Raw genomic sequence first — 14,109 nt, 5'->3', positions numbered from 1 at the left:
TTTACCCTCCCGTCTCCCGGCACATTTCCACAGGCAGATGGATCGTCACGCTGGTGCCACCGCCTTCCCCATTTTTCCTGATAGCAAAACTTGCAGAAATCAACCGCGCGCGCGTGCGCATATTGTCGATCCCATGTCCGACACCATGCCCGTCACTGGAACGTTGCATCTGGCGATCCATGCCGATGCCATTGTCAGCGACTTCGACGTGCAGGCGACCGCCCTTGTCGCGAAACGTAACCCGCAACCGGCTGGCATGAGCATGGCGGATCGTATTGTTGATCGCTTCCTGCACGATGCGGAACAGCGAAGTCGCAACTGTTTCCTCCAGCCGATCGGCCATGCCGTCGCTGCGGTCGTCCAGCGTCCACTCGATGGACGATCCACTGTCGCGCACCGAACGGTCAAGATGGTTTTCCGTCGCTTGCACAAAACCGAACAGCTGAAGAATTGAAGGCTTAGCTTCTTCAATGATTTGCCTGAGATCGTGCATGCAATGCTGCAGCCCGCGAAACAGCGGTTCAAGCTGCTCGCCCGAGAGGTCCGGTGCATGGGTAAGCCGCTCCACGTGACGCGCAAGGCGTGTCAGGTCGGCCAGCGTCTGATCATGCAAATCCATACCGATGCGATGGCGCTCTGTCTCCAGCGCTTCGGTCAGCTTCAACGCGCCGAAACGCAAGCCTTCCTCGCGAGCGCGCGCTTCCGTTTCCACGATAGCGGAACGCTTGGCCTGTTCCGCCGCGCGGATCGCAAAAAAATATGGTGCAAGCAGATCGGCAATCGACTGGGCGTTTTCCACGTCCCGCATGGTGTAGCAGGCGAGCGCGAGACTGGAGCAGCTGAGCGCGCCGATAATATCGCCCTGCGCCTTCAAGGGCACATGCAGGCGGCCTTTCAGATCATGCTCGATGATCGGACTGGAAAAGGAACCTTCAAAGTGAAAACGCTGATCGGTGCGCGCATCGTCGGTCAGAAGATGGTCGACTTCGCCGGAGAGCACTGTTCGAATGGGACTGCCCGACAACAGGGCGGGAGGATTACGGCTCCAGGCCGTCGATATGCCGCTCTCATAGGCGATGTGGAACTTGCCATCGACCATCTTGATGCAAACGTCCAGATGATCATAGGGCACGATATGCGTGATTTCCGCCGCCACCGCCTGAATAATGGAATCGAAGTCGAGTTGTCCCGCCAGCAATCTGGAAATATTCAGATAGTGGTCGAGCAACCTCTGGGGCACGAGTTCGGCCAAGCGTTTCTCCTCCAAACGCAAATTGCTCCTGAAGCACTATAATACGCCGTCACATCCTCGGCGCGTCTTGCGGGTTCCCGCAATTTTGCTGCGGGAACCCGCAAGACAGTTGCTTCATTCGGCCTTCACAGAAGGCTTGTCTTCTTTCATCCTCGCTTCACCAGAAAATTGCCCGCAAGACAAGAGCGTAAAATCGCGTCAGGTGCAGACTGGTGCCGTTGAGGAGCGGCGGTGCGGGAGGCCCGCATCACAATCAATTCAGACGATCCGAAGTGCCGGGGCGCTGCGGGTCGTACACTGGCAACCGGGAGGAAAGAATGAAACTCGCAAGAATCCTTTTCGCATCCGCAGCACTGGCAGGCGTTCTCGCCGCTGGCAGCGCGATGGCTGACACATCGTCGAAGAAGATTGCATTCTCCAACAATTATGCTGGCAACTCATGGCGCCAGGCCATGCTGCAAAGCTGGGACAAGATTACCAAGGAAGCCGTGAAGGCTGGCGTGGTGGCCGCCGCCGATCCGTTCACGACCGCAGAAAATCAGGCGACAGAACAGGCTGCACAGATCCAGAACATGATCCTGCAGGGCTATGACGCCATCGTCATCAACGCGGCTTCACCGACGGCCCTAAACGGTGCCGTGAAGGAAGCCTGCGATGCGGGCATCACCGTCGTCTCCTTCGACGGCATCGTCACCGAGCCTTGCGCATGGCGCATCGCGGTCGATTTCAAGGCAATGGGCGAAGGCCAGATCGACTATCTCGCAAAGCGCTTCCCCGATGGCGGCAACTTGCTTGAAATCCGCGGCCTTGCCGGTGTTTCGGTCGATGACAATATCCATGCCGGCATCGAAGAAGGCGTGAAGAAGCATCCGAAATTCAAGATCGTCGGCTCCGTCAATGGCGACTGGGCGGCGGACGTCGCACAGCGTGCCGTCGCCGGCATCCTCCCAAGCCTGCCGAAAGTTGACGCAGTCGTGACGCAAGGCGGTGACGGCTATGGCGCTGCGCAGGCCTTCGCCGCCGCCAAGCGCGAAACGCCGATCATCATCATGGGCAACCGTGAAGACGAACTGCAGTGGTGGAAGCAACAGAAGGACGCCAATGGCTACGAAACCATGTCGGTTTCGATTGCACCCGGCGTTTCGACGCTTGCTTTCTGGGTTGCCCAGCAGATTCTCGACGGCAAGGACGTGAAGAAGGACCTCGTGGTTCCGTTCCTCAGCGTCAGCCAGGAATCGCTCGACAAGGATCTGGCCAACACCCGGAAGGGTGGCGTCGCCAATGTCGAATATTCGCTGGAAGACGCGCAGAAGGTTATCGACGCGGCCAAGTAAGCCGGGCCTCACATAATCGAGCGATTGGGGCGGGTTTCGTTCCCGCCCTTTTCCATCGTCTATTCTTCAGCATTTCCAGCAATCAGTTGAGCGTATGACAGAAACAGCAGAGAAACGGGAGGTCGTCGCCGCGCGCAATATTCGCGTGCAGTTCGGTGCGGTGAAAGCACTGGATGGTGCCGAGCTCGTGATCCGCGAAGGCGAATGCGTCGGGCTGGTCGGCCACAATGGCGCGGGCAAATCCACCATCGTCAATGTCATCAATGGCGGGCTGTCGCCACATGAAGGCAGCGTTTCCTATCATGAGGAAGCAGGATACGGCGTAACGATGGCGCGCAAGCATGGCGTGCGCTGCGTCTTTCAGGAATTGTCGCTGTTTCCAAACCTGACCATTGCCGAAAATGTCCGCATCATGCAGCGCGACCTGACGGGCGCTGGCTGGCGCGGCAAGGCCGTCGAACTGATTTCCAAAAAGCTCGACGAGATTTTTCCGGGCCACAAGATCGACAGCAGTGCCACCATCGACGAGCTTTCCATCGCCGAGCGGCAGATGGTCGAAATCGCCATCAACTTTACCGCGCCCGGCACTGCGCCAAAACTGGTTATTCTCGATGAGCCGACCTCTTCGCTTGATGCAGGCATCGCCGCGCAGCTCATGGCCTATGTGCGCCGTTTCGTCAGCACCGGCGGCGCGGTTATCCTGATTTCGCATATGTTGGGTGAAATCCTCTCAACCTCCGACCGCATCGTGGTGATGAAGGACGGAAAGGTGGTCGCCAACCGCGCCGCAAACGATTTCACCAATCGCAGCCTTGTCGAAGCCATGGGCAGCGTCGAGCGCGAAAAGGCTGCGCGCCGCGTTGCAAAGACCGATATGAGCGGCACGCCCGTTCTGTCCTTTGCCAAGCGCGCCAGCGACATCAAGCCGTTTCAGGCATTCAGGGGCGAAGTCATTGGTCTCGCCGGTCTTGCCGGACACGGACAGACCAGGATGCTGCTCGATCTCTACTATGCACGGCGGCCGAACTGGGTTCCGGCTCGCAATTGCGAAATCGCCTTCGTTGCGGGCGACCGCAGCCTCAACGGCACCTTCCCGCTGTGGAGCATTCTGCACAATCTCACCATCGGCTCGCTGGACCGGCTGTCGTCGGCAAAGCTGGTTGACCAGAAGCGGGAAGACGTCCTCGGCAGTGACTGGAAAGACCGCATCCAGATACGCACACCGGATATGGGTAACCGCATCCTGTCACTGTCGGGTGGCAACCAGCAGAAAGTGCTTTTCGCCCGTGCACTGGCAACCAGCGCCAACACTATTTTGATGGACGATCCGATGCGTGGCGTCGATGTCGGCACCAAGCAGGAAGTCTATGAAATCCTGCGCCATGAGGCTGACAACGGACGCACCTTCGTCTGGTACTCCACCGAAATGGATGAAATCGAACTTTGTGACCGCGTCTATGTTTTCCGCGACGGCGGTATCGTTGCGGAACTGACCGGCGAAGACATTACGGAAAAGAACGTGCTTGCAGCATCATTTGAGGGAGGTCACGAATAATGCGCCTTTCCTCTTCCTCCATCCGCCTGCTGACGCCGGTTTTCTCGCTGGTTCTGCTGCTTGCCGCCGTCTTCTACATGCAACCACGCGCCATGAGCTATACCGGGCTGAATCTGCTGTTCAATCTGGCCGTCCCCATTGCGCTAGCGACCATCGCCCAGATGCTCATCATGGCGGTCAACGACCTCGACCTCTCGATGGGCACCTTCGTGAGTTTCGTGGTCTGTGTTGCCGCAACCTATCTCAACACTGCGCCCGTCATCGGAGTGCTGATCCTTGCCGCAGCCATTGCAGCTTATGCGGCGCTTGGCGCGTTGATCCACCTGCGCAATCTGCCTTCCATCGTCGTCACGCTTGGCATGAGCTTCGTCTGGGGCGGGTTTGCCGTTCTGCTGCTGCCCTCGCCCGGCGGACAGGCGCCGGACTGGGCGCGCTGGATCATGACCGCCAAGCCGCCTTTCATGCCGATGGCCATTGTCGCCAGCATCCTGATCGCGGTCGTCACGCATTTCATCGTCATGCGCTCGACCTTCGGCGTGCTAATGCGTGGCGCGGGCGGTAACAGCCGCTCCATAGAACGTGCGGGCTGGTCTGTGACCATGATCCGCGCCGGAACCTATGCACTGGCGGCCTTCTTCGCAGTGCTTGCAGGTATCGCACTCGTCGGTCTCACCACATCGGCCGATGCCAATATCGCGTTACGTTATACGCTTCTGTCTATCGCAGGCGTTATTCTCGGCGGTGGTGAATTCGTCGGCGGACGCGTATCGCCTATCGGAGCCGTCATCGGCGCACTGACGCTGACGCTTGCCGGATCGTTCCTCTCCTTCATGCGCATTTCGCCGGACTGGCAGATCGGTGCACAAGGCGGCATTCTCATCGTGGTGCTGGCATTGCGCCTCTTCCTCAATCGCCTCGAAAAGAGGGAGAAAAAGCAATGAGCGGTCTCACCATCCTGACCAACCGTCCGTGGATATGGTCGTTCATCGCCACTGCCGTCGTCTGGATCATCACCATCCTCTTTACCGGCGGCGCTGGCGCGCACGGGCTCTCCCACGCAGCTTTCACTTTCGCGTCCTTTTCGGTGATTGTCGGCCTCGGCCAGATGTTCGTCATCACGCTCGGACCCGGCAATATCGATCTGTCGGTCCCGGCCAATATGACGCTCGCCGCAACACTGGCGCTCAAGCTCATGGATACGCAGGACGGCATGGTGCTTGCGGGGCTTGGTGTTGCCATTCTGGTTGGTGTTGCCATTGGCATCTGCAATTATACGCTGATCAAGCTTCTGCGCATTCCGCCCATCATCGCCACCTTGTCGATGAGCTTCCTGATCCAGTCCACCGCCATCTGGAGCAATCGCGGCCTGCGCGTGAAACCGCCGGAAAGCCTAGCGCAGTTCACGACATCCTCCACGCTTGGCGTTCCCAATGTCGCCCTCGTGGCGCTGATCCTGTCAGTCATTGGCTGGGTACTGTTGAAGAAGAGCATCTATGGACGCTGGATTTCGGCAATTGGCCAGAATCCTTTCGCTGCGCGCATGGCGGGCGTTCCGGTCGATGGCACCCGCTTCATCACCTATCTGCTCTGTGCAGTGCTCGCTTCGCTCTGCGGCTTTCTGCTTGCCTGCTTCTCGGGCGGTGCAGCGCTGAACATGGGCGCGGAATATCTTTTGATGTCGATTGCCGTCGTCATCATCGGCGGCACGGCGGTTGCAGGCGGTGATTCCAACATCCCTGGTATTTGGGGTGCCGCCCTCTTCATGTTCCTCATAGTTTCGATGCTCAACACCTACGGCTTCGGCGCCGGTGTCCGTCTTGTCCTGACTGGCCTCACCATCATTGCGGTGATCATCCTCGCCAGTGGTCGACGCGCCGAGCGCTAATTATCTTCGGAGTATCTCCCTTGTCTCAGACTGTTTCGATTTACGAAATCCACGACGAACGCTTCAAGCAGATGATCGTGCCGAGCGCCGATCTGGACGAACTTTATAGCGGCTGCCGCTGGGCGGAAGGCCCGGTGTGGTTCGGTGACCAGAACTGCCTTTTGTGGAGTGACATTCCGAACCAGCGCATCCTGCGCTGGGTCCCAGATGGCGGCGTTTCAGTGTTCCGCCAGCCCTCCAATTTCTCCAACGGCAACACCCGTGATCGTGAAGGACGCCTCGTCACCTGCGAGCATGGCGGTCGCCGCGTCACCCGCACGGAACCAGATGGCAGCATCACTGTGCTGGCGGACAGCTATCAGGGCAAGAAGCTCAATGCGCCTAACGACGTCATCGTGCGCTCGGATGGAACGATCTGGTTCACCGATCCGACCTACGGCATCATGGCCGATTACGAAGGCTATAAGGCTGAGCCGGAACAGCCGTCGCGCAATGTCTATCGCCTCGACCCGAAGACCGGCAATATCGATGCGGTCATAACTGACTTCCACCAGCCGAATGGTCTCGCCTTTTCACCGGACGAAACAAAACTCTACGTCGCCGACAGCGCCTATAGCCACAATGAGGATGCGCCCCGTCACATCCGCGTCTTCGACGTTGTGGATGGCGGTAAGCGCCTGACGGGCGGCACGGTTTTTTGCACCATCGACATGGGCCTGCCGGATGGCTTTCGTTTCGATACGGATGGTAATCTATGGACCAGTGCTGGTGATGGCGTGCACTGCTTTTCGCCGGAAGGGACGCTTCTCGGCAAGGTCAGGACGCCGCAAACGGTCGCCAATGTGACTTTCGGCGGTCCACGCCGCAATCGGCTGTTCATCACAGCAACGAAGTCGCTTTATGCGGTCTATCTCACAGTCACCGGCGCCCAATATCCTTGATAAAACAACGGCGGCTTTCCAAAACGAAAAGCCGCCGCTCTTTATAAGTATAATAATTCATTGAAAAAACTGCATTCGCCGCACGTCGCATTCATGCGAACCTGCCAATAAGGTTTCTTTATTTAAAACGGATCTTCCCGGCCCAAAACCGGGGCGACCCGCATATCAGAACCGTGAATGACGGAACAAATCAAAGAATGATCTCTTCTGTCCTTCAGCCTGCACTCAACAAGAAAGGCCACAGCCTTACAAGTGAATGCATGCCCTGATGCGCTGAGGCTGTATAGCGCAACCGTCAACGCGATGGAAACAGTTTGTCAACAAAACCGCTCACATTACTGTGAGTAAACTCTGAAAAAGCTACAACTTTTCATGATGTTATCCGAAAACATCAATATTAATATTAGTAATACCTATTTTATAATCCTATTTATTTCCCGTTTATTAGAAGTACCGCAGCAACCGAAACAATGACTTGCAGCCTGACCGATCATGCAGAATGTCTGAGTTCCAACGGGCGCTGACCTGGAGCACGATAGCGGATGTGACAGCCGCTGATGCCCTGATATTCGACGTCGACATCGACACCGAAGACCTCGGCGATACGCTCTGCCCGCAACACCTCTCGCGGTGTGCCGAGCGCGACGAGATTGCCCTTGTCCATCACCGCGATGCGGTCGCAGAACATCGCAGCATGGTTCAGGTCATGCAAGGCAGCCACGACTGTCAGTTTTTGACGACTGACAAGATCAAGCAACCCGATCTGGTGCCCGATATCGAGATGATTGGTCGGTTCGTCCAGAAGCAAAATCCGCGGCTCCTGCGCCAGGGCGCGCGCTATATGCAGGCGCTGCCGCTCTCCGCCGGAAAGCGTATGCCAATAGCGGTCAGCCAGATGGACCATATCGACATTGACCAGCGCCTGGTCAACGATTGCATCGTCTTCCGCCGACCATGGCGACAGGGCCCCAAGATAGGGCGTTCGCCCGAGTTCGACCGCCTGACGCGCCGTAATGCGCTCGGTTGTTCCCGCCTGTTGCTCGACCAGCGCCAGTTGGCGCGCAATCTCGCGACGACTAAAACTGTCGATGGATGCACCGCAGAGGTTCACTTCGCCCACGCGGCATCTGCGAACACCGGAAAGCAAAGACAGAAAGCTGGTCTTTCCCGATCCATTCGGCCCTATGATGCCAAGAAACTCACCTTCCGCCACTTCCAGCGAAACATCGCGCAAGATTTCGACACTGCCCGCCGACCAGCCGACATTGCATGCTGAGAGGATCATGACGACGCCCTCCTTTGTCCAAGCAACAGGGCGAAGGCCGGCGCACCGAACAACGCCGTAATGACCCCGATCGGCAGAACCTGACCCGGAATGATGATACGCGACAGAATATCGGCGACGATCATAAAGATTGCTCCAATAAGGGCCGCCGCGGGCAACAACCTGCCGTGCCTGACCCCGACCACCATTCGCGCCGCATGGGGAATGACGAGACCGATAAAGCCCACAGAGCCGACGATGGAGACCATGACCGCCGTCATCATGGCGCTGACGCCGATCAGCACCGCGTAGACGCGGCGCACCGGTATGCCGAGAGAAGCTGCGGATTCCGTTCCGAAGGTGAAGGCATCGAGCGCACGCGCATGCCACAGACAGATGGCAAGACCGATCAGACAGGCAGGCAGAGCAAGAGTGACATCGGGCCAGCGCACGCCGGAAAGGTTGCCAAGGAGCCAGAACATGATACCGCGCGCCTGTTCGGCATTTGCTGCTTTGGTGACGATGAATGACGTCAACGCGTTGAAAAGCTGTGAACCGGCAATACCCGCCAGAATGATAGCGCTGCTGCCTCGCCCCGCCCGCAGCGCCAGCAGGGACACGAGACAGAAAGCAACAATAGCGCCAATGAACGCACCCAGCGAGAGTGTCAGCACGCCAGCGCCGATGCCAAGAATGGCAACGGCGACGGCTCCAGTCGAGGCGCCGGCGGAAATGCCCAGAATATACGGATCCGCGAGCGAATTTCGGAGCAGCGACTGCAGAATAACGCCGGATATTGCGAGAGACGCGCCGCAACATGCAGCGATAACCGCACGGCTGAGGCGATAGCTCCAGACAATCCCTTCATCGATGGGTTCGAGCGGATAACCGGCGTTCCACACCCGATTGGCTACGGTTTTCGCAACCACATCGAGTGGTATCGCCGTTTCGCCTATCGCCGCTCCGAGCCAAAGGGCAAGAAGAAGCAGGACAAGCGAAAAGGCCAGGAAGAACACGCCGGAGCGGGCCCTTCCCTTCTGTTTGAAGCCTGTTGTCGCTGCCCGCGCCGTCACTTGTTCAGGTCCGAGGCGGCGATATCGGCTGCAAGTGTTTCGATGCCTTCGATCACGCGAAGCGAAGTGCTCATCGACTGCGCATCCATGTCGAAGACATGTTTGTCCTTGACTGCTGGCATCAGCTTCGTGACCGCATCACTATCAAGGAACTGATGCTTGACGGCGATGTCGTCAGCCGGATAGCGGCGGCGGTCCAGCTTTGCAGCAACGATCATCGAAGGGTCTGATTTTGCAATCGTTTCCCATCCAACCGTTGGCCATTCTTCTTCGCTGTTGATGACATTCTTGATGCCGAGTGCCGAAAGAATGTAGGCGGGCGCGCCGAACTTGCCTGCGACGTAAGGATCGGCATCGACCTGCGTGCTGGAGAACCAGACAACGGCAGACAGCTTGCCGCCAGCAGACCCAATTTTTTCGCGCGCGGCCGCTTCGCGCGCCTTCAGGTCGGCGACGAGTTTCTCGCCGCGATCCTGCACATTGAAGATTTCCGCCAGTTCGGTGATTTCCTGATAGACGATATCCATCTTGAAGGCTGCCGTACGAACACCGTCGCCACCGCCGGAATTGTCCTTGCCAACACAATCGGAAGGCGATGTATAGGCCGGAATGCCCAGTTCCTCGAATTGTTCAGGCTTCGCAACAATGCCGGTCGGCCCGACATGCCACTGAAAATCCGCCGTCACGATATCCGGCTTCTGCGCCAGAACGCTTTCGAAACTCGGATCGTTATCGGCGAGCCGCTTTACCTTGGCATTCACCTCCTCAAAACCTTTGAGAACAGGCCCGAACCACACTGCCGTGCCGACGACCTTGTCGCCGAGACCAAGGCTGTAAAGAATTTCTGCGCTGCTCTGGCCGACCGCAACCGCGCGGCTCGGTGCCTGCTTGAAGGTCACGTCACGACCGCAATTTTTCAGCGTCAGCGGATATTGCGTTTCCGCTGCCTGTGCAGCCAAACCGCCTGCGAGAAATGCAACCGCACAGAGGGCGGCGCGAAACGGCATCTTGCCGAGAATATTCATGAAAGTCCCCGAAATGATGAGAAAAAGACGCCCTGTCAGCTGACGGAAAAAATCCGATACGGAAGACGGACAGGCATATCCGGGGACATGTCGAAATCATGTGATGACGATGGAAGGATGCGTCCTGCGACGCGGAAATCTGTCATAACCGGCTCCTGCTCCGGGCATCCCCGCCCGTGACAATGGACAACACTAGACGGCAGGTCTCCTGGCTCACGAATATCTGCTGTTCATCTGCCTTCCCGCGCTTCTCCGGCACAGTGGCATGACGCTTTCAACGTCACGAGGATGAACGGCAATCCGCTTACAGTTGCGGGGGCAGCCACGGTCTTGGCCCCTTTTCGGGTCGTCCTCACCGTGTTCCCTATTAATCCCCTTCGCTCTCGGTCGGGGAACCGTCGTTACACTATTACGTTGACCCGATGTCGCCGTCAAGCAGGTCTCGATGGCTATTTCCAACACACGGTTTTCAAGCGATTCGAAAGCCCGTTATTTAAATTGCGGCCAAACTATCGTCGCATGCGCTGGCCTATTGAATTTGTTTTCGCTAATCTCCATGTAGTTTTCTCCCGCTAGAGGAGCGGGACTTTGGGGAGGTCCGCCGGGAGGCGGCACACATTCTATCTGGGAGGACATATGCGTAGATTTATTCTGGCCCTGACGTCGGTAGCGGCGTTGGCTATGGCAGGCTCTGCTTCCGCAGAAGACTACAAGGTGCTGGCGCCTGCGGCTCCGGGCGGCGGCTGGGACCAGACGGCGCGCACGATGCAGAGCGCGCTTCAGGACGAAAAGATTTCCGGCAGCGTGCAGGTCATCAACGTTCCGGGCGCTGGTGGCACTATCGGCCTTGCCCAGTTTGTGAACCAGAACAAGGGCGACCCAAGCCAGCTCATCGTCGGTGGCTATGTCATGGTCGGCGCTATCCTGACCAACAAATCGCCGGTCACGCTCGACGCCATCACGCCGATTGCACGCCTTACCGGTGAATATGAAGCCATCGTCGTGCCTGCTTCTTCCGACATCCAGAACCTTGGCGACCTTGCCGCGAAGCTGAAGGCTGATCCAGGCTCCGTTTCGTGGGGCGGCGGTTCTGCGGGCGGCACCGATCACATCACCGCTGGCCTCTTTGCCAAGGCAGCAGGCGTCGACCCGACCAAGGTCAATTACATCGCCTTCTCAGGCGGCGGCGAAGCACTGGCAGCCATTCTCGGCAATCAGGTAACCGTCGGCATTTCCGGCTATGGCGAATTCGACGCCCAGATCAAGGCCGGTACGCTGCGCATCATCGGCATTTCGAGCGACGAGCGCGTGGAAGGCATTGACGCACCGACCTTCAAGGAAGGCGGCGTGGACGTTTCTATCCAGAACTGGCGCATGGTGGCCGCTGCTCCCGGCATCACTGCCGAGCAGGAAGCTGCCATCAATGCCGATATCGAGAAAATGGTGAAGTCGGAATCCTGGCAGAAGGCTCTGAAAGACAAGGGCTGGGCGGATACTTATCTCGCCGGCCCGGCGTTCAAGGAGCAGCTTGCCAAGGACGTCGCTGCGACTGAAACCATCCTCAAGGAAATCGGCCTCGTCAAATGACAGGAACAGAACCGCAGGAAAAGCGCCGCCCGGAAGGGGCGGCGCCAGATTTCGCCGCTCTTGTCATCGCCCTTGTTCTTGCCGCTGTCGCCATCGCCATTGCCTGGTCGACAACCTATGGAAACGACGTGACGAGCTACTCGCCGGTCGGCCCGAAAACCGTTCCCTATGTCGTCGCAGCCGGATTGTTCGGCCTTGCCATCTGGACCGTATTCGAGGCGCTTCGCGGTGATTTTCCAGAGCGAGAGCATCAGGAGATCGCCCCGATGGCATGGATCATCGGCGGTCTGGCCATCCAGATGCTGACGATGAAGACTGTCGGCTTTTCCTTGTCCACCGGCCTGCTTTTCGCAGCAACCGCACGTGGCTTCGGCTATCGCAAATTCTGGATCAGCGTTCCCGTCGGCATCGTCTTCGCCTTCGTGATCTGGTTTATCTTTGCACGCGGCCTGCAGCTATCGCTGCCGTCCGGCTGGCTCGAACAATTCGTTTAGAGCATTCCCAGTTTTGACTGAAACATTGGAAATGCTCTAAGTCCTTGTTTTGTCGCATTATTCCACGCAAAACCGCTTCGCATTTTTGCTGGAAATGCTTTAAAGGCTCAGTGCCATCATGGATACTGTCGCACTTCTCGCCAACGGACTTCTGGTGGCGCTTGAACCATCGAACCTTCTTTACGCGCTGATCGGTGTCACGCTCGGCACCGCCGTCGGTGTTTTGCCAGGTATCGGCCCTGCACTTACCGTCGCGCTCCTCCTGCCCGTTACCTACAAGCTGGATCCATCCGGCTCGCTCATCATGTTCGCGGGCATTTATTATGGCGGCATGTATGGCGGGTCGACCACATCGATCCTGCTCAATACACCGGGAGAAAGCGCCTCCATCGTCACCGCATTGGAGGGCAACAAGATGGCCCGGGCCGGGCGTGGCGGGCCAGCGCTTGCAACGGCGGCCATCGGCTCGTTCATCGCAGGCCTGCTCGCCACTCTGGCGCTTGCCTTCGTCGCACCATGGGTCGTGAAATTCGCCCTGTCCTTCGGACCGTCCGAATATTTCGCGCTCATGCTTCTGGCCTTCATGACGGTCTCGGCAGCATTTGGCGATTCCACGCTTCGCGGATTGACGTCCCTGTTCATCGGACTGGCGCTCGGCCTGATCGGCATCGATCAGCTGACGGGTCAGGCACGTCTCGTCATGGGAACGCCGAACCTGCTCGACGGGATCAATGTCACCACATTGGCGGTGGCGCTGTTCGCCATCGGTGAAACCCTTGCGGTCGTGTCGAAGAAGCTTCGACCAGAGGATGAAGTCATCGCCGTCAAGGGTTCCGTCTGGATGACCAAGAATGACTGGAAACGCTCATGGATGCCGTGGTTGCGCGGCACCGCCATCGGCTTTCCAATCGGAGCCATGCCAGCAGGCGGCGCCGACGTGTCGAGCTTCCTTTCCTATTCAGCGGAACGGCAGTTCTCGAAACATCCGGAAGAATTCGGCAAAGGCGCTATCGAAGGCGTTGCGGGACCGGAGGCGGCCAATAACGCTTCGGCTGCGGGCACCCTCGTGCCGCTTCTGACGCTCGGCCTGCCAACCACGGCAACGGCAGCAATCATGCTTGCCGGTTTCCAGCAGTTCGGCCTGCAGCCCGGCCCTCTCCTGTTCGTGACCAATGCCACGCTGGTATGGGGTCTGGTGGCGAGCCTTCTCGTGGCCAATCTGATGCTGCTGGTTCTCAACCTGCCGCTGATCGGCCTGTGGGTGAAGATGCTCACCATCCCGCGCCACTGGCTCTATGCAGGCATTCTGGTTTTCGCAACGCTTGGAACAATCGGTGCGAATGCCTCCACCTCGATGCTGTTCGGCCTGCCGGTTTCATTCGAGCTCGGCCTGCTACTGGCATTCGGTGTGCTGGGCTACGTGCTGCGGCGCTTCTCATATCCCATCGCGCCGGTTGTTGTTGGCCTGATCCTCGGGCCAATGGCAGAAAAGAGCCTGCGTCAGGCATTGCAGATCAGTCAGGGCAACCCGATGGCTCTGGTGCATTCCTGGGTATCGATCGTGCTGATCGCACTGGCGATTGCAGCAGTCGTTGTGCCGATGATCATGCGCCAGCGTGGCAAGGGTGCCCTGCTGAGCCAGATGGCAACGGACGAAGACTAAAAACAAAAGCCCCGGAAACCCGGGGCTTTTTTACTC

The 14,109-nt window shown here is 58.2% G+C and carries 12 protein-coding genes and 1 riboswitch; of the genes, 8 read left to right on the top strand and 4 right to left on the bottom strand.

The annotated features are described in order from the left end of the window. Nucleotide 1 precedes the first annotated feature (1 nt). Nucleotides 2-1,252, bottom strand: a complete 1,251-nt coding sequence (locus AC1RHM_RS12025; RefSeq protein WP_010659093.1) for a GAF domain-containing sensor histidine kinase — start codon at nucleotides 1,250-1,252, stop codon at nucleotides 2-4. Nucleotides 1,253-1,569: 317 nt separating this feature from the next. On the opposite strand from AC1RHM_RS12025, the gene AC1RHM_RS12020 reads away from it, so the two are divergent. The 5 genes from AC1RHM_RS12020 (at nucleotide 1,570) to AC1RHM_RS12000 (ending at nucleotide 6,967) form a co-directional block, all read left to right on the top strand. Beyond that, a complete protein-coding gene (locus tag AC1RHM_RS12020; RefSeq protein ID WP_010659094.1) occupies nucleotides 1,570-2,586 on the top strand; it encodes an ABC transporter substrate-binding protein in 1,017 nt (338 codons plus the stop codon). A gap of 94 nt (nucleotides 2,587-2,680) precedes the next feature. Next, nucleotides 2,681-4,141 carry an ATP-binding cassette domain-containing protein gene (locus AC1RHM_RS12015; RefSeq protein ID WP_010659095.1) on the top strand — a complete coding sequence of 487 codons (1,461 nt, stop codon included), beginning with the start codon at nucleotides 2,681-2,683 and terminating at the stop codon, nucleotides 4,139-4,141. Beyond that, nucleotides 4,141-5,082 (top strand): ABC transporter permease, encoded by a 942-nt coding sequence (locus AC1RHM_RS12010; protein WP_010659096.1) that lies wholly within the window; start codon nucleotides 4,141-4,143, stop codon nucleotides 5,080-5,082. The genes AC1RHM_RS12015 and AC1RHM_RS12010 overlap by 1 nt, the downstream gene beginning before the upstream one ends. Beyond that, on the top strand, nucleotides 5,079-6,026 hold the full coding sequence (locus tag AC1RHM_RS12005) for an ABC transporter permease (RefSeq protein ID WP_010659097.1): 948 nt from the start codon (nucleotides 5,079-5,081) through the stop codon (nucleotides 6,024-6,026). The genes AC1RHM_RS12010 and AC1RHM_RS12005 overlap by 4 nt, the downstream gene beginning before the upstream one ends. A gap of 71 nt (nucleotides 6,027-6,097) precedes the next feature. Then, a complete protein-coding gene (locus AC1RHM_RS12000; protein ID WP_050897432.1) occupies nucleotides 6,098-6,967 on the top strand; it encodes an SMP-30/gluconolactonase/LRE family protein in 870 nt (289 codons plus the stop codon). 490 nt (nucleotides 6,968-7,457) lie between these two features. Here the strand turns inward: AC1RHM_RS12000 and AC1RHM_RS11995 are convergent, their stop codons facing one another. Genes AC1RHM_RS11995 through AC1RHM_RS11985 form a run of 3 tightly spaced genes read right to left on the bottom strand, consistent with a single transcriptional unit; the run spans nucleotide 7,458 to nucleotide 10,329 of the window. Continuing rightward, on the bottom strand, nucleotides 7,458-8,252 hold the full coding sequence (locus tag AC1RHM_RS11995) for an ABC transporter ATP-binding protein (RefSeq protein WP_010659099.1): 795 nt from the start codon (nucleotides 8,250-8,252) through the stop codon (nucleotides 7,458-7,460). Then, complete coding sequence (locus AC1RHM_RS11990; RefSeq protein ID WP_010659100.1) at nucleotides 8,249-9,304, bottom strand: FecCD family ABC transporter permease; 1,056 nt, start codon at nucleotides 9,302-9,304, stop codon at nucleotides 8,249-8,251. Before AC1RHM_RS11990 ends, AC1RHM_RS11995 begins: the two co-directional genes overlap by 4 nt. Continuing rightward, nucleotides 9,301-10,329 (bottom strand): ABC transporter substrate-binding protein, encoded by a 1,029-nt coding sequence (locus AC1RHM_RS11985; protein ID WP_010659101.1) that lies wholly within the window; start codon nucleotides 10,327-10,329, stop codon nucleotides 9,301-9,303. Before AC1RHM_RS11985 ends, AC1RHM_RS11990 begins: the two co-directional genes overlap by 4 nt. A gap of 181 nt (nucleotides 10,330-10,510) precedes the next feature. Then, a riboswitch (cobalamin riboswitch) is annotated at nucleotides 10,511-10,744 on the bottom strand. A gap of 221 nt (nucleotides 10,745-10,965) precedes the next feature. On the opposite strand from AC1RHM_RS11985, the gene AC1RHM_RS11980 reads away from it, so the two are divergent. The 3 genes from AC1RHM_RS11980 (at nucleotide 10,966) to AC1RHM_RS11970 (ending at nucleotide 14,073) form a co-directional block, all read left to right on the top strand. Continuing rightward, nucleotides 10,966-11,916, top strand: a complete 951-nt coding sequence (locus tag AC1RHM_RS11980; RefSeq protein WP_010659102.1) for a Bug family tripartite tricarboxylate transporter substrate binding protein — start codon at nucleotides 10,966-10,968, stop codon at nucleotides 11,914-11,916. Continuing rightward, a complete protein-coding gene (locus AC1RHM_RS11975) occupies nucleotides 11,913-12,410 on the top strand; it encodes a tripartite tricarboxylate transporter TctB family protein (RefSeq protein WP_010659103.1) in 498 nt (165 codons plus the stop codon). Before AC1RHM_RS11980 ends, AC1RHM_RS11975 begins: the two co-directional genes overlap by 4 nt. A 118-nt stretch (nucleotides 12,411-12,528) precedes the next feature. Beyond that, nucleotides 12,529-14,073, top strand: a complete 1,545-nt coding sequence (locus AC1RHM_RS11970) for a tripartite tricarboxylate transporter permease (protein WP_010659104.1) — start codon at nucleotides 12,529-12,531, stop codon at nucleotides 14,071-14,073. Nucleotides 14,074-14,109: the final 36 nt, after the last annotated feature.

The organism is Brucella sp. GW823-FHT04E01 (genome assembly GCF_058796175.1).
The sequence above is the reverse complement of the archived record's forward strand: the minus strand, read 5'-3'. Positions and strand labels throughout refer to the sequence as shown.